This is a genomic window from Nodosilinea sp. LEGE 07088 (assembly GCF_015207395.1).
GTDB lineage: Bacteria > Cyanobacteriota > Cyanobacteriia > Phormidesmidales > Phormidesmidaceae > Nodosilinea.
In genome coordinates this window covers 12,514-36,257 of record NZ_JADEWX010000045.1, presented here as the reverse complement: position 1 = coordinate 36,257, position 23,744 = coordinate 12,514, and the positions used below count along the sequence as shown (strand labels likewise).

General features: G+C 56.5%; 17 protein-coding genes. 5 read left to right on the top strand and 12 right to left on the bottom strand.

Going from position 1 to position 23,744, the window contains the following annotated elements; genetic code table 11:
- Positions 1-129 precede the first annotated feature (129 nt).
- Positions 130-885, bottom strand: coding sequence for a DUF4058 family protein (locus tag IQ254_RS12600; RefSeq protein WP_193966510.1), 756 nt, complete (start codon positions 883-885; stop codon positions 130-132).
- Positions 886-1,085: 200 nt separating this feature from the next.
- The gene (locus tag IQ254_RS12595; protein ID WP_193966509.1) at positions 1,086-4,697 is read right to left on the bottom strand and encodes a tetratricopeptide repeat protein; all 3,612 of its coding nucleotides are present in this window, start codon (positions 4,695-4,697) and stop codon (positions 1,086-1,088) included.
- Positions 4,698-5,046: 349 nt separating this feature from the next.
- On the opposite strand from IQ254_RS12595, the gene IQ254_RS12590 reads away from it, so the two are divergent.
- The 5 genes from IQ254_RS12590 to IQ254_RS12570 all read left to right on the top strand — a co-directional run bounded on the left by IQ254_RS12590 (position 5,047) and on the right by IQ254_RS12570 (position 11,391).
- The gene (locus IQ254_RS12590) at positions 5,047-5,757 is read left to right on the top strand and encodes a tetratricopeptide repeat protein (protein WP_193966508.1); all 711 of its coding nucleotides are present in this window, start codon (positions 5,047-5,049) and stop codon (positions 5,755-5,757) included.
- Positions 5,758-5,804: 47 nt separating this feature from the next.
- A complete protein-coding gene (locus IQ254_RS12585) occupies positions 5,805-6,479 on the top strand; it encodes a Uma2 family endonuclease (RefSeq protein ID WP_193966507.1) in 675 nt (224 codons plus the stop codon).
- 164 nt (positions 6,480-6,643) lie between these two features.
- Positions 6,644-7,039: a tetratricopeptide repeat protein gene (locus IQ254_RS12580; RefSeq protein WP_193966506.1), complete on the top strand. Its 396-nt coding sequence runs from the start codon at positions 6,644-6,646 to the stop codon at positions 7,037-7,039.
- 73 nt (positions 7,040-7,112) lie between these two features.
- The gene (locus IQ254_RS12575) at positions 7,113-8,060 is read left to right on the top strand and encodes a serine protease (protein ID WP_193966505.1); all 948 of its coding nucleotides are present in this window, start codon (positions 7,113-7,115) and stop codon (positions 8,058-8,060) included.
- 331 nt (positions 8,061-8,391) lie between these two features.
- A complete protein-coding gene (locus IQ254_RS12570; RefSeq protein ID WP_193966504.1) occupies positions 8,392-11,391 on the top strand; it encodes a CHAT domain-containing protein in 3,000 nt (999 codons plus the stop codon).
- Between the two features lie 238 nt (positions 11,392-11,629).
- Here IQ254_RS12570 and IQ254_RS12565 read toward each other — a convergent pair whose 3' ends face one another.
- The 10 genes from IQ254_RS12565 to IQ254_RS12520 all read right to left on the bottom strand — a co-directional run bounded on the left by IQ254_RS12565 (position 11,630) and on the right by IQ254_RS12520 (position 23,670).
- The gene (locus IQ254_RS12565) at positions 11,630-12,619 is read right to left on the bottom strand and encodes a 3-oxoacyl-ACP synthase III family protein (protein WP_193966503.1); all 990 of its coding nucleotides are present in this window, start codon (positions 12,617-12,619) and stop codon (positions 11,630-11,632) included.
- Positions 12,620-12,768: 149 nt separating this feature from the next.
- A complete protein-coding gene (locus tag IQ254_RS12560; RefSeq protein ID WP_193966502.1) occupies positions 12,769-14,046 on the bottom strand; it encodes a glycosyltransferase in 1,278 nt (425 codons plus the stop codon).
- Between the two features lie 28 nt (positions 14,047-14,074).
- Positions 14,075-14,674 (bottom strand): hypothetical protein, encoded by a 600-nt coding sequence (locus IQ254_RS12555; RefSeq protein WP_193966501.1) that lies wholly within the window; start codon positions 14,672-14,674, stop codon positions 14,075-14,077.
- A complete protein-coding gene (locus tag IQ254_RS12550; protein WP_193966500.1) occupies positions 14,671-15,825 on the bottom strand; it encodes a glycosyltransferase family 2 protein in 1,155 nt (384 codons plus the stop codon). The genes IQ254_RS12555 and IQ254_RS12550 overlap by 4 nt, the downstream gene beginning before the upstream one ends.
- Positions 15,822-17,132 carry a F390 synthetase-related protein gene (locus IQ254_RS12545; RefSeq protein WP_193966499.1) on the bottom strand — a complete coding sequence of 437 codons (1,311 nt, stop codon included), beginning with the start codon at positions 17,130-17,132 and terminating at the stop codon, positions 15,822-15,824. The genes IQ254_RS12550 and IQ254_RS12545 overlap by 4 nt, the downstream gene beginning before the upstream one ends.
- Positions 17,133-17,140: 8 nt before the next feature.
- Positions 17,141-17,887, bottom strand: a complete 747-nt coding sequence (locus IQ254_RS12540; RefSeq protein WP_228040620.1) for an MBL fold metallo-hydrolase — start codon at positions 17,885-17,887, stop codon at positions 17,141-17,143.
- A 98-nt stretch (positions 17,888-17,985) separates the two neighbouring features.
- Positions 17,986-18,978: an NAD(P)-dependent oxidoreductase gene (locus IQ254_RS12535; protein WP_228040618.1), complete on the bottom strand. Its 993-nt coding sequence runs from the start codon at positions 18,976-18,978 to the stop codon at positions 17,986-17,988.
- 103 nt (positions 18,979-19,081) lie between these two features.
- A complete protein-coding gene (locus IQ254_RS12530) occupies positions 19,082-20,218 on the bottom strand; it encodes a CO2 hydration protein (protein WP_193966496.1) in 1,137 nt (378 codons plus the stop codon).
- A complete protein-coding gene (locus tag IQ254_RS12525; protein ID WP_193966495.1) occupies positions 20,215-21,825 on the bottom strand; it encodes an NADH-quinone oxidoreductase subunit M in 1,611 nt (536 codons plus the stop codon). Before IQ254_RS12525 ends, IQ254_RS12530 begins: the two co-directional genes overlap by 4 nt.
- Before the next feature lie 9 nt (positions 21,826-21,834).
- A complete protein-coding gene (locus IQ254_RS12520; RefSeq protein WP_193966494.1) occupies positions 21,835-23,670 on the bottom strand; it encodes an NAD(P)H-quinone oxidoreductase subunit F in 1,836 nt (611 codons plus the stop codon).
- Positions 23,671-23,744: the final 74 nt, after the last annotated feature.

Here is a 23,744-nt window from a genome sequence, read left to right as displayed (position 1 = left end):
ACCTCGTCTGCTGATACTGCCCTCCCCTTACGGGTTGAACATTCCGAGGCGGACATCTGCTTGAACACTAGCAGGGAAAGAACTTAGGAGTCCTTTCCAACTCCCCCGAACGACTTCGAGTCGCGCGCCTTAACTATTTACTAGGCTCTCTACCCAAGCAGCCTCGTCGCTAGATAAAGCGGGCTGAAGCGGTTGACAGTAGTCGATCGCCAGGTCAAATCGAGCCCGATTGTAGACGTCATTTAACACCCGCTGTAAGTTTACGACCGGAAGATCCTCATTAGGCTGCAACGGTACCGGAAAACTGGGGATCAGATCTGCCAGATCAAACTCGTACAGTTCAGCATTGGGACGATTGACACTGGCGCTGACTAAAATGCTATAGGTCTTTTGGGGCGGCTCCGCCACGGCCATTCCCGATCCACCGCGCAGCAGATCGATTTCCACCAGGTTTGTAGCAGAGCCCAAAATCTTTTGGCGCTTGGTCTCGTAGGCCCGGCGGCCATCGCCCGATCGCTTATTGGCCGGAGACAAGATCTCGATTACGCACACCACTTCATTGGTCTGCACCAGCCGCACTTCTAAAAAGCGCTCTGTCACCTCCACGGGCACCGGCACCTGCACCCACCTCGGCGCTACCAGTTGCGCAGCGGTTGTCGTAGGCAAAGCAGCGGCTGGGCGGCGCGTGACCGCCACATCGGCAATGCCAATGAGAGGCATCGCTTCGGTGCTGGCGTAGACCCGCTCTTCGATCGAAACGCGATACCTGGGGGCGACCTGGGGGGTAATGTCATCGGCGATCGCCACAATCAGGCGATTGTGCACCTGTGGCCACAACCCTGGTTGCTCCAAATAGGGGTTCATGCCCGGAAATGGGTTGTGCATTAAACGACCCTCACAGGTTGGCGTTGTCGTCCACCGCCAAAATTACCGCCAGAGTGCCAGTGGCCAAGTAATCTACCCAGTAGCTTAGGACGCTGTAGCAAGGCTAAACCCAGCCCCAATGGGGCGTACGGTATAGCTGTAGTGTAGCGGGTGGAGGGGCAGACCAGCCTGCCCTAAACAGATCGGTCAGCACTCCTAATCTATAGGCCATTGCCGATCAAAATAAACGGTGCCCAGTAGTAAGGGTGGGTGAGGCTATCGGCCACGGTTAGGGGCAGGCCCGTCTGGGTGCTAACGATATCAATACTGGCACCGCGATCGACCCCCGAGGCCGTAAAGTCGCCCTCAATCAGCGCCATCTGGGCCTGTTGCAGGGCCTCGGTTTTGCTCATACCCTGGTTGAGGTTAGCGTAAAAAGCATCCATGAGTACCTGGGTGCCGCCGTCGCTGACAGCCCAGAGAGAGGCGATCGCCGCCTCGGCCCCGGCCTGCTCCATCAGGTAGCCGAGGCCCAAAATTTCGGCCCCGTTGCCCAGGGGCACATCGCCCACGGCGGTTTCGCAGGCGCTCAGCACCACCAAATCCACATCGGGGAAGTTCCAGCGGCGCACCTGGTCGAGGGTGACGTGGCTGCCATCGCCAAACAGAATGAATGAATCTTGCGGTGGGCCGGGGTTAAAACTGGCGTGGGTGGCCAGGTGTACCACCTTAAAGTCGTTCATCTCCAGCACCAGCGCCTGGTCAAAGGCTTTATTGAGGCGCTGATCGGTTTGGGGCACCAGGCGAGCAATATTCTCGACCTCGCGCCCGGCGTAGGTGAGCCCGCCAAAGGAGAGGGTGCGGGTACTGGTGGGGATGTCGTACTGCCCTTCGGTAAAGGCGGCGGCTAGCACCGTCAGCCCGCCCGCAAAGGGCTGGTTGCTGAGGTCGGTGAGGCTGGCAGCGACAATGTTGTTGACCTGCAAACGCTGGGCCAGCCACTGGTTGCCATCGTGCAGCGCCGCCAGGGGAATGTAGCGCAGCTGGCCGTCGGGGGCGTAGAGCACCACCTCGGCGTCGGCCTGGGCCAGGTCAGCCTCGATGGGGCGAATCAGCCAGTCGTAGAGCTGCTGGGCGGGGGCCACAGCATCCCGATTGGGTGACCCCAGGGCCGAGCGAAACTCGGCGATCGCCCGGTTCAACTCCTCTCGCCCGACATTGACGGTACGACTCACCGGGGGCGCATTGGCAGTGACCACCACCAGCTCCAGACGGTCGTCGAGAATGAGGGGGTAGAGGGCGACGGTGTTTTGGGAGAGGGCTTTGAGGTTGTCTTGCAGGGCGTTGAGCTCCCCCAGTTCCAGGTTGGCGGCCCCGGTGGTGGTGCGCAGCTGGGCCACAATGGCCTGAATCTCTGGGCTGTTGAAGAACTGCTCAAAGGCGAGGCGGGCATCTTGCTGGAGCTGGCGCAGCTCGCGAATGCGGGCGGTTTGCTCGGCGGTGCGCTCGGTGGTGGCAATGGCCTCCAGTTCCCGCAGTTCGCTCCCCAGGGCCACAATGCGATCTTGGTTGGCGGCGAACCGCTCTAGAGCCGCCTGTTCTTCGGGGCGCAGGGGCACCCCAGTCTGGGTTTGGGCGGTACGCTGCACGTCTTGCAGGTAGTCGTCGAGCTCTTGCACCTGCAACAGATCCAGCACGCGCTGGGCTTCGAGCACGCGATCGGCCTGGAGAAGGAGGTCGGCGAGGCGGCGGTAGGTATGGGCCACGGTCTCGGTAAAGGACTGCTGCTGCTCGGTGGTGAGGCCACGAATGTCGCCGCGAATGTCTTCCCAGCGATTAACCGATTGCTTGAAGAAGGCAATGGCTAGCTCAGGCTCTGCCATCGCTTCCAGCGTGAACCCAAGGTTGTTGAGGATGACTCCCTCGACCGCGCGATCGCCGATGGCTTGAGCGATAGCCAGGGCATCGGTGTAGTAGCCCAGGGCCTGCTCGTATTGCTCCAGGTTCTGGTACACTCCCCCAAGGTTGTTGAGGGTGGCACCTTCGCCCGCGCGATCGCCGATGGCTTGACGAATGGCGAGGGCATCGGTGTAGTAGCCCAGGGCCTGCTCATACTGCCCCAGGTTACGATACACCGCCCCAATGTTGTTAAGAGTGGTGCCTTCGCTGGCGCGATCGCCGATGTCTTGAGCGATAGCGAGGGCATTGGTGTGGTAGCTCAGGGCCTGCTCATACTGCCCCTGGTCGTTGTACACCACCCCAATACTGTTGAGGGTTGAGCCTTCGCTGGTGCGAGCACCGATGTCTTGAACAATAGCGAGGGCATCGGTGTAGTAGCCTAGGGCCTGCTCATACTGTCCCAGGCTGTCATATACTCCCCCAATGTTGTTAAGAGTTAAGCCTTCGCCAGCGCGATCACCGATGTCTTGAAGAATAGTAAGAGCATTCATGTAGTAGTCCAGCGCCTGTTCGTACTGACTCTGGTTGTTGTATACCAAGCCAATATTGTTGAGGGTTTTGCTCTCGCCTGTGCGATTGCCAATGGCTTGAAAAATTGCCAGGGCATCCATGGAGTAGTCCAGCGCCTGTTCGTACTGCCCTAGGTTGTTGTACACCAAGCCAATGTTGTTGAGGGTGGCGCCTGCGCCTGTGCGATCGCCGATGGCTTGACGAATGGCGAGGGCATCGGTGTAGTAGCCCAGGGCCTGCTCATACTGCCCCAGGTTACGATACACCGCCCCAATGTTGTTAAGAGTGGTGCCTTCGCTGGCGCGATCGCCAATGTCTCGAAGAATAGTAAGGGCATTCATGTAGTAGCCCAAAGCTTTTTCGTACTGACTCTGGTTGTTGTATACCAAGCCAATATTGTTGAGAGTGGTACCTTCGCCTCTACGATCGCCGATGCCTTGAGCGATGGCGAGGGCATCGGTAAAGTAACCCAGCGCCTGCTCATACTGCCCCAGGCTGTCGTACACCAACCCAATGTTGTTGAGGGTTGAGCCTTCGCTGACGCGATTACCGACATCTTGAAGAATAATAAGGGCAGCCATGTAGTAGTCCAGCGCCTGTTCGTACTGACTCTGGTTGTTGTATACCAAGCCAATATTGCTGAGGGTGATGCCTTCGCCTGTGCGTTGGCGAAGCCTCTCCTCAGGAGAATCGCCCACCTCTTGGAAAATGGCGAGGGCATCAGTGTAGTAGCCCAGCGCTTGCTCATATTGCCCCAGATCAACATACACCCCCCCGATATTGTTAAGGATTTGCCCAACACCAGCGCGTTGGCGAAGCCTCTCCTCAGGAGAATCGCCAATCTCGCGGGCAATCGCCAGGGCCTCGGTGAAGTAGCCCAGCGCCTGTTCATACTGCCCCAGGATGTCGTACACGAACCCAATGTTATTGAGAGTGGAGCCTTCGCCCTCGCGATCGCCAATGTCGCGGGCAATCGCCAGGGCCTCGGTGTAGTAGCCCAGGGCCTGTTCATACTGCCCAAAGGACTGAGAAATTGTGCCTAGCCCGGTGAGAGTGCGCCCCTCGCCCTGACGGCTCGCTTGGGGAAAGGCGGCCTGCACAGCGGGTTGTCGATACAGCTCTAGCGCTTGTAGAAGAGCCTCAGAGGCCGCCTGAAACTGGCCAGTGCGCCAGAGCTGCAGCGCTTCGCCAAACAACAGACGATCGGCCTCGGCAAGCTGCGCCTGGGCACTGGCCCCCTGGGCTAGGGTAGTGGCTTGATGAGGCGTTGAGCGCGGCGGCCCCGCATAGCCTGGCCCCTGCATCACAGGCACCAACATTGCCGCTAGCGTGACCCATCCGATCCACTTTGCCCTATGCCCCATGGGAGTATTCCTAGGCGATTCAGCAACCACGTTGCTGGGTTGACACCAGCATATAGGTCTGGCCCAGCAGAGCTTATCCACTTTACGAAAACTTGCCTCATCCTGAAGCATCTGCTCAAGCACCAGGCTCCTCCGGGTTGAAGCGGGCAAAGGCTTGGTCAATGGGGTCGTGAATGGGGTCGTGAATAAGTCCATCTCCCCCCAGCAATAGGTACTCACGACAGCAACCCTGCTGGCTTTGAGGACGAAGCTGGCAAAACCGGGTGCGACATGGCCTAAACCGCTTTCCTGAGCCAGGCAGCGGCAGAACACGACAAGGCCAACCCCACTGTACGCAGGAGATATCGCCATGACCCCCCGATCGCTCGGTTTTGCCCTGGCCCTGGCCCTATTGACCGGCGGGCTACCGCCTGCCGTAGCCGGTTCACCCGCGCTGCCTCCGATCGCCGATTTGCTGGGCACTGGCGCGATCGCACCCACCAGCCAGCTCCGAACCCCCGGTGACTCTAGCGAGTTGGTCAATCAGGGCTTTACCCTGCTGGCCCAGGGACGGTATATGGAGGCGATCGCGGTCTTTGACCAGGCGATCGCCCTCGATGCTCGCCAGCCCGATGCCTGGCTGGGGCGGGGCTACGGGCTTTATAGCCAGGGCAACTACCCAGCGGCATTGCAGTCGGCTGACCGTACGATCGCCCTGGCGCCTGACCATGATGCCGCCTGGACGCTCAGTGGTTCGGTGCTGTTTGCCATGGGCCGCTACGACGATGCCGCTCTGTCACTGCACCGCGCCACGGCCCTCAATGGCAATAACGAAACGGTATGGATGCTGCTGGGGTTTGCCTATCTGTTGTCAGACCAGGCCAGCGCGTCGCTATCGGCGTTTGATAATGCCCTGGGTCTTGCGCCGGACTATGCTGATGCCTGGCTGGGTCGGGGGCAGGCACTGGAAAATCTGGGGCGCTATGCCGAGGCGTTGCTGGCCTATGAGCAGGTGCTGGCGCTGAATCCGAGCGATCGGGTGGCCCAGGAGCGGCGCGATGCGGTGAAGCTGTTGGTGTAAGGAAATCGCCAGGTTAGACTAGGCGATATAGATGCGATCGCATTGCCATGACTGCCTCTCCCACCGATACTCTGCCAACGCCGTCAGCGGTGGCCACCCCAGCGGATATAATCTATCCGCCCGGTGACCTCTACAGCGACGAGCCTCCATTGGAAACTGATCTGCACCGCGACCAGATTGACCTGCTCCTGCGCCTGTTGCGGGCGTTATGGCGCGATCGCGATGATTTCTATGCCTCTGGTAATCTGACTATCTACTACAGCCCCAACCAGCGCAAGTCCGAGGACTTCAGAGGCCCAGATTTTTTTGTGGTGCTAGGTACTGAAAATCGCCCCCGCAAAAGCTGGACGGTGTGGGAAGAGAATGGCCAGTATCCCAATGTGATTGTGGAGCTGCTGTCAGAGTCTACCGCCGCTACGGATCGGGGGCTAAAAAAGCAAATCTATCAAGACATTTTCCGCACGCCCGACTACTTTTGGTTTGACCCCAACACGCTAGAGTTTCAGGGGTTTCACCTGGTAGATGGTGAATATATGCCGCTGGAGCCCAATGAGCAGGGCTGGCTGTGGAGCAAGCAGTTGGGGCTGCGCTTGGGCATTCACGAGACTGTACTGCGGTTTTTCACCCCTGAGGGCAAGCTGGTGCCCACCCCAGAGGAACGTAATGAGAAGTTGGCGGCGAAGCTGCGCGAGCTGGGGGTTGACCCGGATGCGATTGACTAGTCTGAAAGATCTGCGCGGTTGATGATGGGGCGAAGGTGAATTTTGCCTAACGGTGAATAAGTCCGAGGGGGCCAGACTTATATGCTGGTGTCACCTCAGATTGGAGCATTGCCCCGATACGACAGGCAGCGAAGTGGTTGGGTTGGGTTGCAGTTACAGCTGTAATGGTGCCTTTTGCCGAGAACCCCGGTTTCTTCGAAGAAATCGGGGTTCTGATGTCCCCAGCCTTGGCCCAAAGTGCCTCAGCCTTGCGGGCTGAGGCAGATCGACTTTTTCAGCAGGGCATTCAGCAGTACAACGTCAGCCAGTTTCGGGAGGCGGTGCAGTCCTGGGAACAGGCGTCGGCGATCTATCGAGACATCCAGGATCGCCAAGGCGAAGGAGTTGCCCTTGGGGCTTTGGGCAATGCTTACCGCAGCCTAGCGGACTATCGCCAAGCCATCGACTTCTATGAACAAGATCTGGCGATCGCCCTCACCCCCGACAATACCGAAACCATGCAGCAGCACCCAAGTCTGCGCGCCTGGGCCGCATTTACCCTCATCGGGGCCGCCGAGTGAATAAGTCTGGCAGCCCCAGATACATATCCCCCAGGCATCACCCAAACACTCGTTTTTATTGGAATTGACCCCTATGAATTTCTCTCTCACCCTTGGAACTACCGTCTTCAGCCTGGCGTTGGGCTTTAACAACTACCTGCCCGAGACGCTGCGCCCCTCTTCCTTGCTGCTAGCCGGAGAGAACACTGTCGAAATCATTCCCAACGACTCTGTGGTGAATACGCTTGCAGAGCTAGGGCTCGACCTGGAGGCTAGTGAGCCCATCATTCCCGCAGGGCTGAATATCTCCGACAACCCTGCCGAGGGCAGCCGGGCTGTGATTGGTGAAGATAGGCGGGTAGCAGTGACCAGTACTTCCTACCCCTGGTCGGCAGTGGGGCAGATCTCTGGCATCACCGCCAGTGGCAATGGCTACATCTGCACCGGCTCTCTGGTGGCCGAAGATATTGTGCTCACTAACGCCCACTGCATTATGGATACCGAAACCGGCGAACTGGCCACCAATATCCAATTTAAGCCCAACCTGATTAACGGTCGGGTGGCTAGCGAGAGTGACATCGCCAATGCAGAACCCCTGTTGGTGGGCACCGATTTCTCTAACGGTCTCAACCCCGACCCCGATGACTGGGCTTTTATCGTTCTCGATAGGTCCCTGGGGCAAAAGTACGGCACCCTGGGGATGGCCACTATTCCCACGGCAGTCCTGGCCGATCAGCCCTTTGTCGAAAACCTGATCATGGCAGGCTACTCGGGCGATTTTCCGCCCGACAAACCTGGCCAAACCGCCAGTGCCCACGTGGGGTGCAGCATTGTGGGTGAAGAGGTAGACGTGGTGCTGCACCTCTGCGATACCTACGGCGGCTCGTCGGGCGGGCCGATTTTGTCCCTGGTGGATGGCGAAATTCGCATTGTGGCGCTGAACTCTGCCGAGGTCATTGACCAGGAGACGGGGGCAGGCCTGGTTAACATCGCAGTGCAAATTCCCCGTATTATCAACCGGATTCAAGCCCTGGGGAACTAGTACTCGAGAGCGAAAGTAACCTATCTATTTACTAACGCGGAAACCCTTGTGAAACCTGGAATTCCCCTGAGCCCATCGGTTGGCGGGTCACGGGGCAGCGTATCTGCCTACCAGCAGCTAGAGCGATCGCTGGCCGGGGCGCATCAACGATGGCCCTGGCCCAATTGGGTCGGTCAGAGAAATCGCTGGCCAAGACTGGGGCTATGCCGCACTATTCCGGTGATGGCCATAATTTCCTGGATCAGCCAGATTTACATCAGTTGTCTTTGAATGAGTTGTCGTAGCCCAGATACCTATGCTGGTGCTACTCCAAAATGGAGCTTTGATCCCTATGCGCTACGCTGCAAAATTACTTGGTTTGGTTGTGGCGGCGATCGCCGTGGTACCTGCGATCCAGAGCCCCGCAGCGTCAGGCCCCAGCGCTACAAGCTGGGCCACACCCCTGCCGGGGCCAAACCATCGCCAACCTGCCTGGCCCGCCCCCCCTCACCTCAGGGCAGAAACCCGATCAATGCCTCTAGTCAAAGGCCACCTGCCACCGCCCAGGGTACAACTCAAGGCCCAACGCCCTCTCCCCCCGACGGCGCAACCCAAACAGACCGACCCATCGACCATGCTGCAAGTCGAGGGTCGCCTAGAGGAGGGGGATGCCAGCCTAGGTGGTGGTAGCCGATACGACGCCTACACCATTGCCGGGCGAGCCGGCCAAACAATCACAATTACCCTGGAGAGTGTTGAATTTGACCCATTCTTGCTGTTTGGCGACGGCGAGGGCAACGAGCTCGCCAGACACGACGATATTGATACTGAAGGGGGTAACTATCACTCATTTATCGCGCTGACGCTGCCCGCAGACGGAACCTACCAAATTTGGGCACTCGGCCTCAATACAGTCGCTCGGGGGCGCTATCGGCTGGTCGTTGAAGAGGTTGCGCCGGGGCAGGCCACCCCCCGCTTGAGCGCAACGGCCCTGGCTCAGGTGGAAGCCACTCGCCTATTGCGGCAGGGTCTACGGCAGCTTGACCTCAGCCAGTTTCAAGCGGCGTTGCAATCGTGGGAGCAGGCCCTTGAAATGTATCGCGAGCTGGGCGATCGCGCTGGGGAAAGTCGCACCCTGGGAAATATGGGCATTGCCTACCGCAGCCTGGGCCAGTACGAGCGCGCCATTGACTTCTATGAACAGGATCTGGCAATCACCCGCGAGATTGGCGATCGCCCCGGAGAAGGGGCCGCCCTGGGAAATTTGGGCAATGCTTACGGCGACCTGGGGCAGTACGGGCGGGCCATTGACTTCTACGAACAACGGCGGGCGATCGCCCGCGAGGTTGGCGATCGCGCTGGGGAAGGTCGCGCCCTGGGAAATATGGGCAGTGTCTACCACCGCCTGGGCCAGTACGAGCGCGCCATCGACTTCTATGAACAAGGTCTGGCGATTGCCCACGAGATGGGCGATCGCGGCAGCGAAGGCGTAGCCCTGGGAAATTTGGGTGCGGCCTCCCACAGCCTCGGGCAGTACGAACGCGCCATCGAGCTCTACGAACAAAACCTGGCCATTGCCCGCGAAATTGGCGATCGCGCCGAAGCAGCCCGCACCCTAGGCAATATGGGTATTGCTTACCATGGCCTGGGGCAGCCCGAGCGTGCCATCGAGTTCTACGAACAAAACCTGGCTATTGCCCGCGAGATTGGCGATCGCGCCAGCGAAGGGGCCGCCCTGGGGAATTTGGGCAATGCTTACCGCAGCTTGGGCCAGCCCGAGCGCGCCATCGAGCTCTATGGGCAAGACCTGGCCATTGCCCGTGAGCTTGGCGATCGGGTGGGCGAAAGTCGCGCCCTAAATAACCAGGGCGCCACCTTAATGCGTCTGGGCCAATATCCTCAAGCCGCATCAGCCCTGCACCAGTCCATCGAAATTTTTGAATCCCTTCGCAGTGCTCTTTCCGATAGCCAGCTCATTGCCATCGCCGATACCCAGCGGCAGGCTTACCAAAGTTTAGAGAGCGCCTTAATCGCCCAAAACAAACCGGCTGAAGCGCTAGTTATTGCTGAACGGGGGCGCGCCCGCGCCTTTGTGCTCCAGCTCGCCAGTCGGCTGGCGAACCCCGACAGCCTGACAAATATCGTCGCCAGCGACCAAGTCCAGGCTCCCACCATCGCCGAAATTCAGCGCATCGCCCGCAACACCAACACCACCCTGGTCACCTACTCCCAGATCTTCGACGAGGCCCTCCACATCTGGGTGGTTCAACCCTCCGGCACCGTTGACTTTCGCTCCGTCGAGTTGGCGGGGGCCAGCGACAGAGGCCCCGCCCTCAGCCCCATTGCCGCCATCGATGGGCCCATCTATCGCAGTGCCTCCACCGAGCTGGGCGAACTCGTAACCGACTCCCGCGCCAGCATCGTGGTCGAAAGCACCGGCAACCGCCCAGACCAGCTGCAAGCGCTCCACACCCTGCTGATCGACCCCATTGCCGACCTGTTGCCCGCCGACCCTGCGGCCAACGTCGTTTTTATCCCCCAGGGCAACCTGTTCCTGGTACCCTTTGCGGCCCTGCAAGATGCAGACGGCACCTACCTGATCGAAAAGCACACCATTCTCACCGCCCCATCTATCCAGGTGTTTGGCTTAGCCAATCAAGCGGCATCAACCACCCTAGGGGCAAACGCGGGTGCGCCCTTTTCTACCGACCATGCCCTGATTGTCGGCAACCCGACGATGCCAAGCGTGTGGATCCCGACAGCCAGCGGCGACTTTACCCAAACTCAGCTCTCCGATCTACCCGGTGCCAAGGCCGAGGCCGAAGTCATTGGCCGTGTCCTCAACACTGCGCCGCTGGTGGGCAATCAGGCTACCGAAGCGGCGGTCAAACAGCGGTTGGCCTCGGCCCAGCTGATTCACCTGGCCACCCACGGCCTGCTCGACTACGGCGACCCCGGTGCCTACGGCAGGCTGGATGTGCCGGGTGCGATCGCCCTCACCCCCGACAATACCGAAGATGGCTTGCTCACCTCCGCTGAAATTCTGGACATGGACTTGTCAGCCGAGCTAGCCGTGCTCAGCGCCTGCGACACGGGGCGAGGTCGGATCACGGGCGATGGGGTGGTGGGGCTCTCGCGATCGCTCATTACCGCCGGAGTGCCCAGCGTGGTGGTCTCCCTCTGGGCCGTACCCGACGCCCCCACCGCCGAGCTCATGACCGAATTTTACCGCCAGCTTTCCCAGGGCCAAACCAAAGCCCAGGCTCTGCGCCAGGCCATACTCACCACCATGGAGCAACATCCCGAACCCAGAGCCTGGGCTGCTTTTACCCTGATAGGGGTGGCAGACTGAGGAGTCATTTGGCCAGCTGACTATTTTGTCGAAAGTGGGATGCTCCCTGGAAGATAAGCGCATACTTGCAAGGTTTTATAACAAGGTTTTATAACACTGAGGCAGGTAATGACCCTGTACGTGAATGGCTGAAGCAGTTGCGTCTTCTAGATTATCAAACCTACTTTTTTACCGCTGCTGGATTGTCAAAAGCAGATTGTCCTCACCTCTACCTCCGCTTCTAGAGCAGGTTACTGCTTCAGTAGGTCAAAACCATGCCCCCCAGGGTTAATCCTGCGCCTGTGCCAAAGAGTAGGACGCGATCGCCCCGCTGCAACTGTTTTGATCGAATCGCTTGATCGAGAGAAAGGGGCAGTGATACCGAGACACAATTGCCATAATGTTGAAGGGTTCTGATGGTCTTCTCGACTGGAAAATAACGCGCCAATGCCAGCATTCCCTGCCGAGATGGCTGGTGAGGAATGACCCAATCAATATCAGTAGCACCCGTGCTTAAGCCGGGCCAGATTTGCTCAAATATAGTAGAGGCTTTGAGTAGAGAGTATCGCAGCAATTTCCGTCCATCCATGCGAAATGTATTATCTTCAAAGCGAATATTGGGGCAGTTTGGATGTTGGCGGGTACCCCCACCTAGGATTTCTGCCATATGGGCAGCCTCCCCAAAGGTTGAAAAATGGGCGCGGTGAATTTTGCTGCTTTCACAGTCAGGTGTAACCCCCACAACGGCGGCAGCGGCAGCATCCCCAAATAAGGTGTAGAGCTTTTTATCGTTGGGATTTAAAGAGGCGTAGGATATCTCTGCGCAGACAATTAGAATTTGCTGATAGCGACCACACTGGATAAAACTTGAAACGATATCGAGGGCGGTCAAAAAGCTCAAACAACTCGAATTTACTGAAAAACAAGTAATGCCGCTATCCCCCAGGCCGAGCTTTGCTTGAACAAAGGGGGCCGTATCAGGTAACGCCTGTTCTTGTCCGGCTGAGGCAAATATAATCAAGTCTAGATCTTCCCCAGCCAAATCTGCATTAGCTAAAGCTTCTTGGGCAGCCCAGGTACACATTTGGGAGGTGGTCTCACCCGCTCGCTGATTGGCAACATGCCGAGTCTCGACACCATTTAGCCTCATAATCGACCCCGGTTCAAATCCGAAACGTGCCTCTAGCTCATGACTATGAAGTAGGGTCTTGGGCAGATAGCGCCCGGTGCCCAGAATTTTTACATTCATGGTGTGCTTTACAGTATAAGAACCTAAATGTTAGCTAAGTAGCCGGGCTCATTCAAATGTAGGATGAGTTAGCGATCGCGTAACCCATGGGGGAGTTGGGTTTCGTTCCTCAACCGCAACCTACAGTGTCTTACATTTAATTGAACTTCCTACTTAGATCTGATTCCAGAAGTCTGCTGGATTAGTTCTAAAATAGTGGACTGGGGATTATATTGGCTTGCTAACGCTTTAAAGCGCTTGACTTGGGCAGAAATTTTAGGGTCAAAAAACAATTGATTTAGGCTGTTGACAGTGTGGTTTAAATTAGCTTTAAAGCGGAGACCAAGACCGTGATAGATAATCCGTGCAGCGTGATCAAACTGGTCATAGTCGTGGGGCCAAACCAACATGGGAACACCTGCCTTGATACAGCTATACAGCACTCCGGTGCCACCATGGATAATGGCGGCATCAAAGTGAGTCATATAGTTGTCGTAGGGCAAATAGCCATAGGTGTGAATATTCGCCAGCGATCGCTGCCTTTGCTCACCCGCTACGCCATAGGAAAAGTGAAAATGTACGCCGGGCATCTGAGCCGCAACCTGCTCAATAAAAAGGGCCGCAGGGGCTTTAGCCCAGAGGAGGTGCGTGCCCAGGCTAACCAAAACATGGCGTACTCCCGCTGGCAAGACCGGGGGACTGTGCCGAAAGGTTGGTGATGCCGTCAGTGGGCCGACAAAGTCTAAGGCCGTTGGCCAGTCGCGCTCAAATTCAAACTCACGCAGCCCCAGCCCCAGGATTTTAGTCGGTGAGTAGATGCGTTCATGGCCATCGGCCCGGTAAATGCTGGAAATATTGAGCGATCGCAACTCATCTCGAAACCACCACCCTACTCCAGTCTTAAAGCTGTGAATTAGCCGTCGCCCCATAAAATCGCGTATGCGACTGTACCAGCTTTGCCCCGGCATCAGCCCTCCCAAGTAGGATGGAGTGCCGGTTTGGGTCTCGATGGCACATAGGGTTGGGCTCGATGTCCACCAGTTCACCCCCATTTCCTGGGCTAGCATGCCTGCCACAGGTAGGGTAAAATCGGCGATCACCAAGTCGGGTTTGCGGCCTTGCCAGACGCCCCGTAGCTGGAGTTTAAGGTCAGCCATCAGCGACAAATTGGCCCTAAATTGCTGCAGTAGTCGCCTTGGGTTACTGCGAACCTCGTAGGGAGGGTTGGCAATGGCTGAGATGGCAGCATCTTCGCCCTTGAGCAGGTATACCCCTTCGAGCTCGGTTGTTGCGATCGCCGGGGTAGCCGCTGGGGTGCTAACCACCCGCAGGTTTTCCATTCCTTGGTGCCGTAGGTAACTGGCAAGCTCCAGCAAAGGATAGAGATGGCCGCCAAAGGGAGGGGCCACAAAATCAATGTTTAGAGTTTTCCACATCAAGTCTGTCAACGGTTAGCGCGAAATAATAGATGATAACTTATAGACTTGAAACTACATGGCGAAGCTGAGCGTTGACTAGGGCAAAAACATCAGCATTTTGCACATAGCCCATGTGATTTACCCCAGGAACCAGCACATCTACCTGGCTGAAAAAATAGCGAGATATATAGTCACGAGAACCCTGCACCATCGTACAAGGCATCGGAGAATAGGTGCGAGCAACCGGACCAAGGGCCATGATGTGTAATTGGTTAGGGGCGATCGCGGCAGTCCAGGCCTGGTTCAAAATTTCCAGACCGCAGCTCCCAGCAATGAAAAATGATCGCTCTGATGAGGTGGCTATATTGGCTAGATGAAATCGGATAGCGGCTCGATATTTTGGCGATCGCGCCCCTAGAAACTGACTCCAATTTGCCAGACCTGCCTTGAGAATCGGCGTGTTTTCTGGCTGATTTGACCCAGGTATATAGGGGAAGTTAAGGTAAATCTTCCACGCTTCTAGACAATCTAGCTCAGCCATAAATTGTCGGTAGAGCAGGCTCAGGCTACAGCTGTTAGGATCGCTCAAGCCAGTGACGAAGGCTACTTTAAGCGGCGTGTAGGGCAGTGGTGCTGGGGCATGGTAGATGATCATCACTGTCGATAGAAAAATTTACCGTCAGCTGCCACCTGAATGACACGATTTCTCCAGCGAATACGCTTGTCTAGTAGAGCATGGACGAGGTGAATCGGCTGGAGCAGTTCAGATGCGATCGACATCCAAAATGAAAAATCTATTTCCCGCTGAAAAATCTGATGGTGTAAAGATCGAATCGTCATATGGCGGACGATTAGGACTGCCAAAAGCCATAGCATGCCAAAATAGGAAGACGCCAGGCTAACCAATCCAATCCACAGCAGAATGGGGGGAGCACCCAAAAAAAGCATGAGCAAAGCCTGGGTTCCCATGGTCTGGTCAAACACCAAAACCTGGGCAAATACAAACCAGCGATGCATGAGCCCAACGTAGGCTTTAGCGTCTGCAACACAAGTCTGAATAGCCACTGGTGTGGTTCCCTGTACAATGCGGCTCCTATTCAGAGTGAGCATTCGGGCCAGGGCATAATCATCACAGAGATAGGGCAATATTGGCTCAAATCCGCCCACCTGGTGCAGGGTTTTAGTCGGCATCAGGTAAAACATGCCGTTGAGAGAAATCGGACGCATAAATGCCAATAGGGGCAGATAGGTCAAGATACTATTGTTATTGACAAAATGGGCGGTGAGTTCTGACCAGCGCGTGGGGCCATTGAGATAGTAGGGTAACCCAGTAAATATATCCCCTTCCTGCAACCGCGCTAGGCCGTGACCCAGGGTGTCAGCTTCCATCCGCGTATCGTCGTCTAATACCCCAATATAGGGCGTATTAACCTGAGTTAACCCAATCCCAAGTTTGAATGTCTTGGGATTAATCTGTGGCGGCACCGCAGGGCAAAGAATGACCTGCACTGATGCATTTCCTTCCTTGATCAATGTTTCGGCAATTTGGCGAGCCCCATTGTCATTCTCATCAATGAGCCAGAAAAAATCAACCCAGTCGGGTGCTATGTCTAAATTGGATCGCAGCATCTCTTCTAATAATGGATCCCCACTCAAGATGGGCTGCAGAATTGTTGTCTTTCCCTCAATCGGTAAGCTTTGAGGCTCTTGCGCCTGGTAGCGTAGGCTTAAAAACAGCTTGAGTTGCAAAAGCCCAAGGTACGCTGTCAGAGCAGCCATACCAATCAACTGAAAAGGTAATTCAGTCATCGCTGTGTATCGTTCCAGACTCGCTCAATATGTTTACGCTTACGTATACCACCTGCTGGCCAAACATCAATATCTTTTACCTGCATGGGTAGACAGCCACACTCATCTAATAGATTGTGTAGACCCCGGTGAATATCTTGTCTGGCTTTGGCCTCATCTTGGGAAAACTGAGTTTTGAGATAAAGTTCTAGCTCCGTTGCGCTGCACTGGCGTAGACCATAGTCGTGAATAGCTGCCTGGGTTGACATCAAAATTCTTCGGCGCCAAAAATCTGCATAAATGCTGCGACCACCACCTTGCTGGTGTGGTGCGATTAGCACATCGTCGAGGCGGCCCTCAATTTCGCTTAAGGCCGTAAAATGTGACCCGCAGGGGCAAGGTTCGGAGCGAATTTTAAGCACATCATCGAGCCGATAGCGAAGAATCGGTTGCGTGTGTCGAAACAGGTCGGTGACAATCGGTAAAAACCGAGTCTCATCGAGCCATTCACGCTCGACGATCACTATATCCTCATTCAAATGAAGCGTGCCGTGGGCGCAGGTTACACCGAGAAATCCCTCTGTAGCCTGGTAGATTTGGTGAATGGTGGGCTGTTTAAATATGACGCGAAAATACTGTTCATCGATTGCATCTAAAGGCTCAGCTATGGCGATGACTCGGTGCGGATTCAGGCGCAGATTTTTTATCTCAATCTGATGGGCGATTTGCCGTAGAGCTGATGGGGGCGCAATCAGAATGGACGGATTAAATTGCTCTAGGGTTTCTAAGTGCTGCGATAGAGAAAAGAGTAAATCAAAAAAATGAAACGCTAGCCGGGGAGAACGAGTGCGTTCATATAACGGGTTATTGGCTCTTAGAAAAAAAGCGACGCGATCTTGTTTGGGGCAAAATAAAGAATCTGGAAGAGCCTTGCCGAGAATGCGTCCGGCCCATTCCTCTTGCTCAACCCGACTGACTAAAAATAGGCCCAGTTGGCCACTAGTCCCTGAGGATAAACCAACCGTAACTCCATTTATTTGAGTTTTAAATTGTCGAGTCTCCTCATCCTTTTTTGCTAGTTTTAAGGCCTCATCGCAGGAGATCTGAGCTGTATTGAGACGATCAAAATTGGCCATCATTTCTCGTTTTGAGATGGGTGCTATCTGCTGCCAATGGCTCACGCCTAGGCCAGCAAAGCGTTCTGCCGTATACGGTGAGTGGGGGAGAACTTTTTTGAGTAGATTTTGTACTTTATGGGTTTGATAGCGTTCGAGTGCGCCGCGAGAGGTAAAGCGACGGTGTCGACTTTCGAGATAGGCGCGCAGCATGCGAAGACTCACAACAGCCCCCGATCGCAAAACTGGTCGTGGATTTCTGGACAGTGGGACGGGGCGATCAGGAGGTTGGGGTCAGCGGCGGCGAGTTGTTGGAGGTGATGCAGCGTGCGTTGATAGAGGCCGGAGTCTGAAAACAAGATTTTTGTCATTGGATGTGGCATGATCTGTTCTCGGTAACTCTGGCTGGTCCAACAGGCGTCGGCGGCTAGAAAGACCCTGCGCCCTTGGCGGGTTTGCAGAAACAGGCCAAGTTGACCGCAGGCATGGCCAGGGAGTTCTACGGCGATTAAACTTTTATCGCCAAACAGATCATAGCCCTGGGCAAAGGGAGAAAAGTGACTGGATAGATCGATCGCGGCACTTGACTGAATGGGGCGACTGCGTTGCCTAAAGTCTGGCGGTATTAACTCAGCTAAAAACCCTTTGAATACTGCGCGCCACCGGCCTAAATGTTGTACCGCATTCCAGGCTCGCTCATGGAACCAATAGGTGGCTTGGGGAAAATCCGATAGCGCTCCGATATGGTCAGCATGAAAATGGGAGATCACGATATGCCGAACGTCCCTAGCTGTGATGCCAACGGTGTTGAGTTTCTCGACGGCACAATCCTGAGGCTCTACATGTACAGGGGTGACTAATGCGTACAGCCGCTCTGGAAAGTGTTGAGTGAGCTCAAAAAAATTGAGTGAATAACCTGTGTCAAATAGAATTGCGCCTTCGGTAGGATGCACGATGAGCGCAAACATGGCCGGGAACCTCATCGGTTTTAGACGACCATTGCGCAAGACGACTAATTGGGGATGTTGGCAGTACCCAGCATCAAAGAGTCGCAGATCGATGGCGGTTAGCATGTCGTTGTTTGCCACCAGTTCAAGACCTGGGCGATGCCTGCTGCAGTTGAGACTTGGGGGCTATAGCCCAGCTCTAATCTGGCTCTGTCGATGGCCAGGGTAGTGGTGCAGGAGAGCAGCCCAACGGCATATTCGGTAAGCAAGGGTTCTCGTTCAATATGCAAGGCCCTAAAAGTATATTCCAAGCCTTGGGCCAACCGTCGGGCCAGGCCTGAGGATATATGCTGATTGGGTATTGGCAGCTGGAGTTCGGTGGCGATATGGGTGAGCAGTTGCCAAAGCAACTGAGGCTGACCGTCGGTGATGTTATAACAGCGTCCGCTGGGGGGCAATGTGGCCTGGGCGGCACACAGGCAGGCGTTCACACAATTGTCGATATAGGTGAGATCGGTGAGAGTTTGGCCATCACCAATAATGGGTAGTTTTTTGTGTTGGAGGGCGCGCAAGAGGCGGGGAAAAATGGTGCGATCGCCAGGGCCATAAATCGCACGAGGTCTCAATATCAGAGCATTTAATCCCTGACCGACGGCGGCTTGGATTTCTGCCTCGGCAGCGGCCTTAGAGGCTGCGTAATGATTAATAAACTGTTTGGGTAAAGGGGTATTTTCGTCAAGGTTCAATTGGGTGGCAAAGCGAAAATAAATGCTGGGCGAAGAAATATGGATGAACCGACGACAATTGGCCTTGAGGGCGGCAGCCGCTAGATAGCGTGTGCCCAGAACGTTGCTTTGCCAAAACGACACTTTGGTTCCCCATAATGATGTCTTGGCGCCGCAATGAAATATCCAGTCAATGTCCTGACAGAGGGCTGTTGTCTGGAGGGGATCGCTGAGCTCGGCGGCGATAAATTCTAAGCCTGATTGAGCAAGGCGTTGGCCGATTTGTGGGTTGCGCCCGGTGGCGCGAACCGTTAGCCCCTGGGCGTGGAGATGTTGAGTCACCGCCCCACCTAAAAAACCAGTTGCACCCGTGACCAACACCCTCATGATTTTGACGCTACTTGGGCCAATGTGGACATGATTATAACCCCCATACTTTGATGGTCAATTGGGTGGTAATAGAGCGTTCCACTGGATCGTTGCTCTAACCTCAAAGCTGCACGATATCGAGGCGTGAGGTGGCCAGGCGAGTCATCCACCCGGCCAGAAAATCGTGGTTGGTGGCTTGCTCAACCGAGTCTTGGGTATCGGCGGGGTAGGGCAGCAGCCCCTGCAACGACGCGCTGGTGACACAAAACATCGACTTTTGGAAGCTCTGGCAGATTTTGACTCGCACATCGTCGAGGCCGCGCCCCTGGGCCTGGTAAAAAGCAGTCAAATAATCGGGCAGGTAGTGGCGCATGTCCTGCATCAGCAGGGTGGGGGGAATGCCAGCGCCGCCAATGGGTAGGGGGTCGGCGTAGAGAGCCCCATAGTCAAACCGGCTTTGGTCGGCGGAGATTTGGTAGGCCTGGGCGTTATAGGAGACGGTGCCCAAAAATGGCGTGCCGCGAAAGAATACCGCCTCGACGTAAGGCACGGCCACATCCATTAAAAAGGTCAGGCCAGCGGATTTGGGCAACAGGTCGTAGGTCTTGCCTGCGATGTCTACACTGTAGGTGATCGGGTTGGCGGCGGCGGCGACCAGCCCCGCCTTGATAAAGGCTACTACCTCGGGAATGGTTTGTACCTTGCCTGCGTCGTAGGCATCCGACAGGTCGATAAACAGGTCGCTCATCACCCGCCAAAACTGCCCCAGGGCACTGTAGTAGACCATCTGGCGCACCTGTTCGGGCAAAAAGTCAGAGAACAGCGCATTCAGCCCCCGCATGGCTGGGTTGGACTTGATTTTGGCGGCGATCGCCGCCCGACACCGCTGCAAAAAATCGTCGCTGTCGAGGTAGGCATCGAGCTGGCCGCCGCCGTGCCAGAGCATGGTTTTCATGCAGTATTCGGCGTACTCAAAGTTGATGCGATCGTGCCACCAGTGGCGCAGCAGCCGGGGCAGAGTCACCTCACCGTTGAAGTACTTAAAGAACGGAAATAGCACCAAAAACTGATGGTCAGCAATATAGATCAGGTTTTTGGAGTAGGCGTCGAGCACCACCCCGTAGCTTTTGAGAATGCCCACCACCTCCAGCACGTTGGTCTCAGAGTCGGGCAGCAGCGCCTCAGCCCTCAATAGCTTTTGAATAAAGGGCTCTTGGGGATGGGGAACAGCGGCAACAGCGGGGAGAGTGTTGATCATGGTAGGTAGACCTCAGCAGCGTCAGCAGCAGACGATGGGCTCACAGCAGGAACAATCAGGATGGTCTCGGCTACGGTGGCCGGTAGCGCGGCGGGGGCAAATCGCGATTCGCCCACTACAAATCCCTGATAGGGCTGATGCAGGGCCAGGGTGGTGTGCTCGCTCCAGCGGGCTAGCCAGTTGGGCTGGAGGCCAAAGGCAATGATCAAGGCCGCGAGGCCCAGGGCCGGGGCGCGATCGCGCCAGCTCACCCGGGGCAGGTCAACGTCGAGCTGGGGGGTTGCAGTGGGCGGTGCGATCGCCAGTCGCCCAAAGAACGCCCGGTTGACCAGCAGCAAAAAGTACACGGCGGTCAGGCCAGAGCCCACCATGCACAGCAGCGTCTGTACCGGAAAGATCAAGAAGCTACCTCGAAACACCAAAAACTCAGAAATAAACCCCACCATACCGGGAATACCGGCGCTGGCCATCACCCCCAAAATCATCATCGAGCCGATAAAGGGCAACCCCCGCTCGGGGTTGAGCAGCCCCCGCAGCACCGTCAGGTCGCGGGTGCCAGTGGTCTTGTAGACCACCCCCACCAGCAAAAACAGCAGGGCCGAAATCAGCCCGTGGCTAATCATTTGAAAGACTGTAGCGACAATGCTAATCGGGGTTGAGGCTGCCGCCGCCAGCAGCACGTAGCCCATGTGGCCGATAGAGCTGTAGGCCACCATCTTTTTCATGTCCGTTTGGGCGATCGCCGCCAACGACCCGTAGAGCACGCTGATCACGGCCCAGGTCGCCATCCAGGGGGCCAGCGCCATCCAGGCGTCGGGCAATAGGCCCAGGCCAAACCGCACCACCCCGTAGGTACCCAGCTTGAGCAAGACCCCCGCCAGCAGCACCGACACCGGGGTTGAGGCCTCTACGTGGGCATCGGGCAGCCAGGTATGAAACGGAAACAGCGGGATCTTGATGCCAAAGCCCACCAGCAGCGCCACCAGTAGCGTCATCTGCTGGGCCAGGGGCAAGGCCGCCGCCAGATTACTGTCGTAGTCAAAGCTGCTGTTGCCCGAGAGCCACACCAACCCCAAAAATGCGCCTAAAACCAGCACCCCAGACAGGGCGGTGTAGATCAAAAACTTAGTGGCGGCATAGCCCCGCCGTGCGCCACCCCAGATAGCAATCAGCAGGTACAGCGGGATCAGCTCTAGCTCATAGAAAATAAAGAACAGGAGCAGGTTGGCGGCTAAAAATGCCCCCGCTACGGCGCTGTTGATCACCAGCAGCAGCACGTAGTACAGGCGGGTGCGATGCAGCTTGGGGTCACTAATGTAGATCGACACCAGGCCCAGCAAACTATTCACCACCAACAGCGGCAGCGATAGGCCATCTAGCCCCAGCCGATAGCTCAGGCCGAGGGGTTCTATCCAGGGCAACAGTTCTTCAAACTGAAGCCCTGGGGTGGTGAGCTCAAACTGGCTCCCCAGCAGCAGCAAGACGACCAGAGTTAGGCCCAGGCTGACGGCACTGACAACCTTAGCTGTCTGTGCCTCTAGCTGGCCGGGCCAGAGAATGAGCACCAGTGCCCCTACTAGCGGAATTAAAATCAGTGCACTCAGCATCGCCAACCGTTACCAAAGCGTCCAGGTCATGAAAATCCCCAACAGCCCCACCCCTGCGACAATGGTCAGCAGGTAAAGCTGCGACTGGCCCGAGGCGCTGTATTTGAGGCTCTCACCGCCAAACAGCGACGCTAACCCTACCCCATTGACCAGACCATCGACCACGTACTGATCAAACCAGCTGCTAAACCGAGCCAGACTAGATACCGCCAGCACCACCGTCTTGTCGTAGAGGCGCTCGGTGTAAAAATCGTAGGCCAGCAGGTCTTGGGCAATGCGTAGGGTGCGATTGAGCGATCGCGCCAGCGATTTCGACAGCGGTACCGTAGCGCCAATCGCCACCCCCACCCAGCCCGAAACCAGCATCAGTACCGTAATCGGCCAGTTGATATACTCCCAGGGCGGCAGCAGTGACAGCTTGCCCATCGCCAGGGGCACCAGCAGGTTAATAATCGACAGGGTGACCATGGGCACCGCCATCTGCCAGGGTACCTCGGGCGCCCGGCGGGTCTTAGGCTGGGACGTGCCCAAAAACACCTGGCGAAAGACCCGAGTCAAATTGAGGGCCGTCAGACCATTGACGATAAAGAACAGCAGCGCCAGTAGCGGAGCGCTGCCACCGAGAAAATCGGCCCCCATGCGTAGCCCCCAAAAGCAGCCCAGGGGCATCACCCCGACCATGCCCAGGGCACCGGTTACGTAGGCAAAGGTCGTGGCCGGCATTTTGCGCCCCAGGCCGCCCAGTTCCGTCATATCTTGGCAGCTGGTAGTGGTAATAATCGACCCCACCGCCATAAAGATCAGCGCCTTAGCGACGGCGTGGGTCAGCAGCAGCATCAGCGCCACTCCGGGCCACTCGGTGCCAATGGCAATAAAGACCAGACCCAAATAGGCACTGGTGGAATAGGAAAACGTGCGCTTGATGTCGATCTGGGCCAAGGCCACCAGGGATGCCCCTACGGCTGTAACGGTACCGAGGCCGACCAGGGTGCCCAGGGCCACCGGCGACAACACCACAATCGGCTGTAACCGAATCAATACGAAGGCACCGCAGGTGACCACCACCGAATTACGCAGAATGGAGGCCGGGTTCGGCCCTTCCATCGCTTCATCGAGCCACAGGTGCAGCGGGAACTGGGCGCACTTGCCGATGGGGCCAGCAATCAGCGCCAATCCCAATAGGGTGGCCATGGTTGGCGACAGGTTCTCAACCTTAACCCATTCATACAAATCGTTGAAGTTGAGGCTACCTGCCAGGGAGGCCAGCGTTACCACCCCCATCAGCAGCAATACGTCGCCAATGCGTTTGGTCAAAAAGGCGTCGCGGGCGGCGGTCACCACTAGCGGTTGGGCAAACCAAAACCCGACCAGTAGGTAGGTCGATAGGGTGAGCATCTCCAGCAGTGAGTAGGAGACAAACAGCGACCCACTCAACACCAGACCACTCATGGCCGCCTCAAAAAAGCCCATCAGCGAATAGAATCGTGCCAGCGCCCAGTCTTTCTCCAGATAGCCCAGAGCAAACACCTGGGCTAAGAGGCTCAACCCAGTAATCAGCTCTAGCGCCCCGAGGTTGAGTACCGAAATATCGAAGGCCAGCGTCAGATGCACATCGGCAACCTCAAACCAGGAAAACAGCAGTTCCTGAGGCCCGCTATTCCAGATGCCGCGAAAGGCCATAACGCCATGGCCAAAGGCCACCAGGGTCATCAAAATGTTGAGATAAACGGCGGGCCGGGGCCCGGTGCGGCGAATCATCCCCGTTGACCAGGGCAGTGCCAGCAGCGCCCCAATCAGGCCGTAAATGGGCAGTAGCCAACTGGTTTCAACAAAAAACTGGGCCATCCTGACGCTCTCTGACAACACTTTTCCTGCGCCCCCATCCCTTTGCGCCTCGGGGCGCTCGCCATAGCTCGGCC

Bases quoted from the DNA above. Each gene is read 5' to 3' on its own strand.
- IQ254_RS12600 (WP_193966510.1), bottom strand. From the start codon at position 885: ATGCACAACCCATTTCCGGGCATGAACCCCTATTTGGAGCAACCAGGG.
- IQ254_RS12565 (WP_193966503.1), bottom strand. From the start codon at position 12,619: ATGAATGTAAAAATTCTGGGCACCGGGCGCTATCTGCCCAAGACCCTA.
- IQ254_RS12585 (WP_193966507.1), top strand. From the start codon at position 5,805: ATGACTGCCTCTCCCACCGATACTCTGCCAACGCCGTCAGCGGTGGCC.
- IQ254_RS12595 (WP_193966509.1), bottom strand. From the start codon at position 4,697: ATGGGGCATAGGGCAAAGTGGATCGGATGGGTCACGCTAGCGGCAATG.
- IQ254_RS12545 (WP_193966499.1), bottom strand. From the start codon at position 17,132: ATGCTGCGCGCCTATCTCGAAAGTCGACACCGTCGCTTTACCTCTCGC.
- IQ254_RS12570 (WP_193966504.1), top strand. From the start codon at position 8,392: ATGCGCTACGCTGCAAAATTACTTGGTTTGGTTGTGGCGGCGATCGCC.
- IQ254_RS12590 (WP_193966508.1), top strand. From the start codon at position 5,047: ATGACCCCCCGATCGCTCGGTTTTGCCCTGGCCCTGGCCCTATTGACC.
- IQ254_RS12530 (WP_193966496.1), bottom strand. From the start codon at position 20,218: ATGATCAACACTCTCCCCGCTGTTGCCGCTGTTCCCCATCCCCAAGAG.
- IQ254_RS12525 (WP_193966495.1), bottom strand. From the start codon at position 21,825: ATGCTGAGTGCACTGATTTTAATTCCGCTAGTAGGGGCACTGGTGCTC.
- IQ254_RS12535 (WP_228040618.1), bottom strand. From the start codon at position 18,978: ATGAGGGTGTTGGTCACGGGTGCAACTGGTTTTTTAGGTGGGGCGGTG.
- IQ254_RS12580 (WP_193966506.1), top strand. From the start codon at position 6,644: ATGGTGCCTTTTGCCGAGAACCCCGGTTTCTTCGAAGAAATCGGGGTT.
- IQ254_RS12540 (WP_228040620.1), bottom strand. From the start codon at position 17,887: ATGTTTGCGCTCATCGTGCATCCTACCGAAGGCGCAATTCTATTTGAC.
- IQ254_RS12520 (WP_193966494.1), bottom strand. From the start codon at position 23,670: ATGGCCCAGTTTTTTGTTGAAACCAGTTGGCTACTGCCCATTTACGGC.
- IQ254_RS12550 (WP_193966500.1), bottom strand. From the start codon at position 15,825: ATGACTGAATTACCTTTTCAGTTGATTGGTATGGCTGCTCTGACAGCG.
- IQ254_RS12575 (WP_193966505.1), top strand. From the start codon at position 7,113: ATGAATTTCTCTCTCACCCTTGGAACTACCGTCTTCAGCCTGGCGTTG.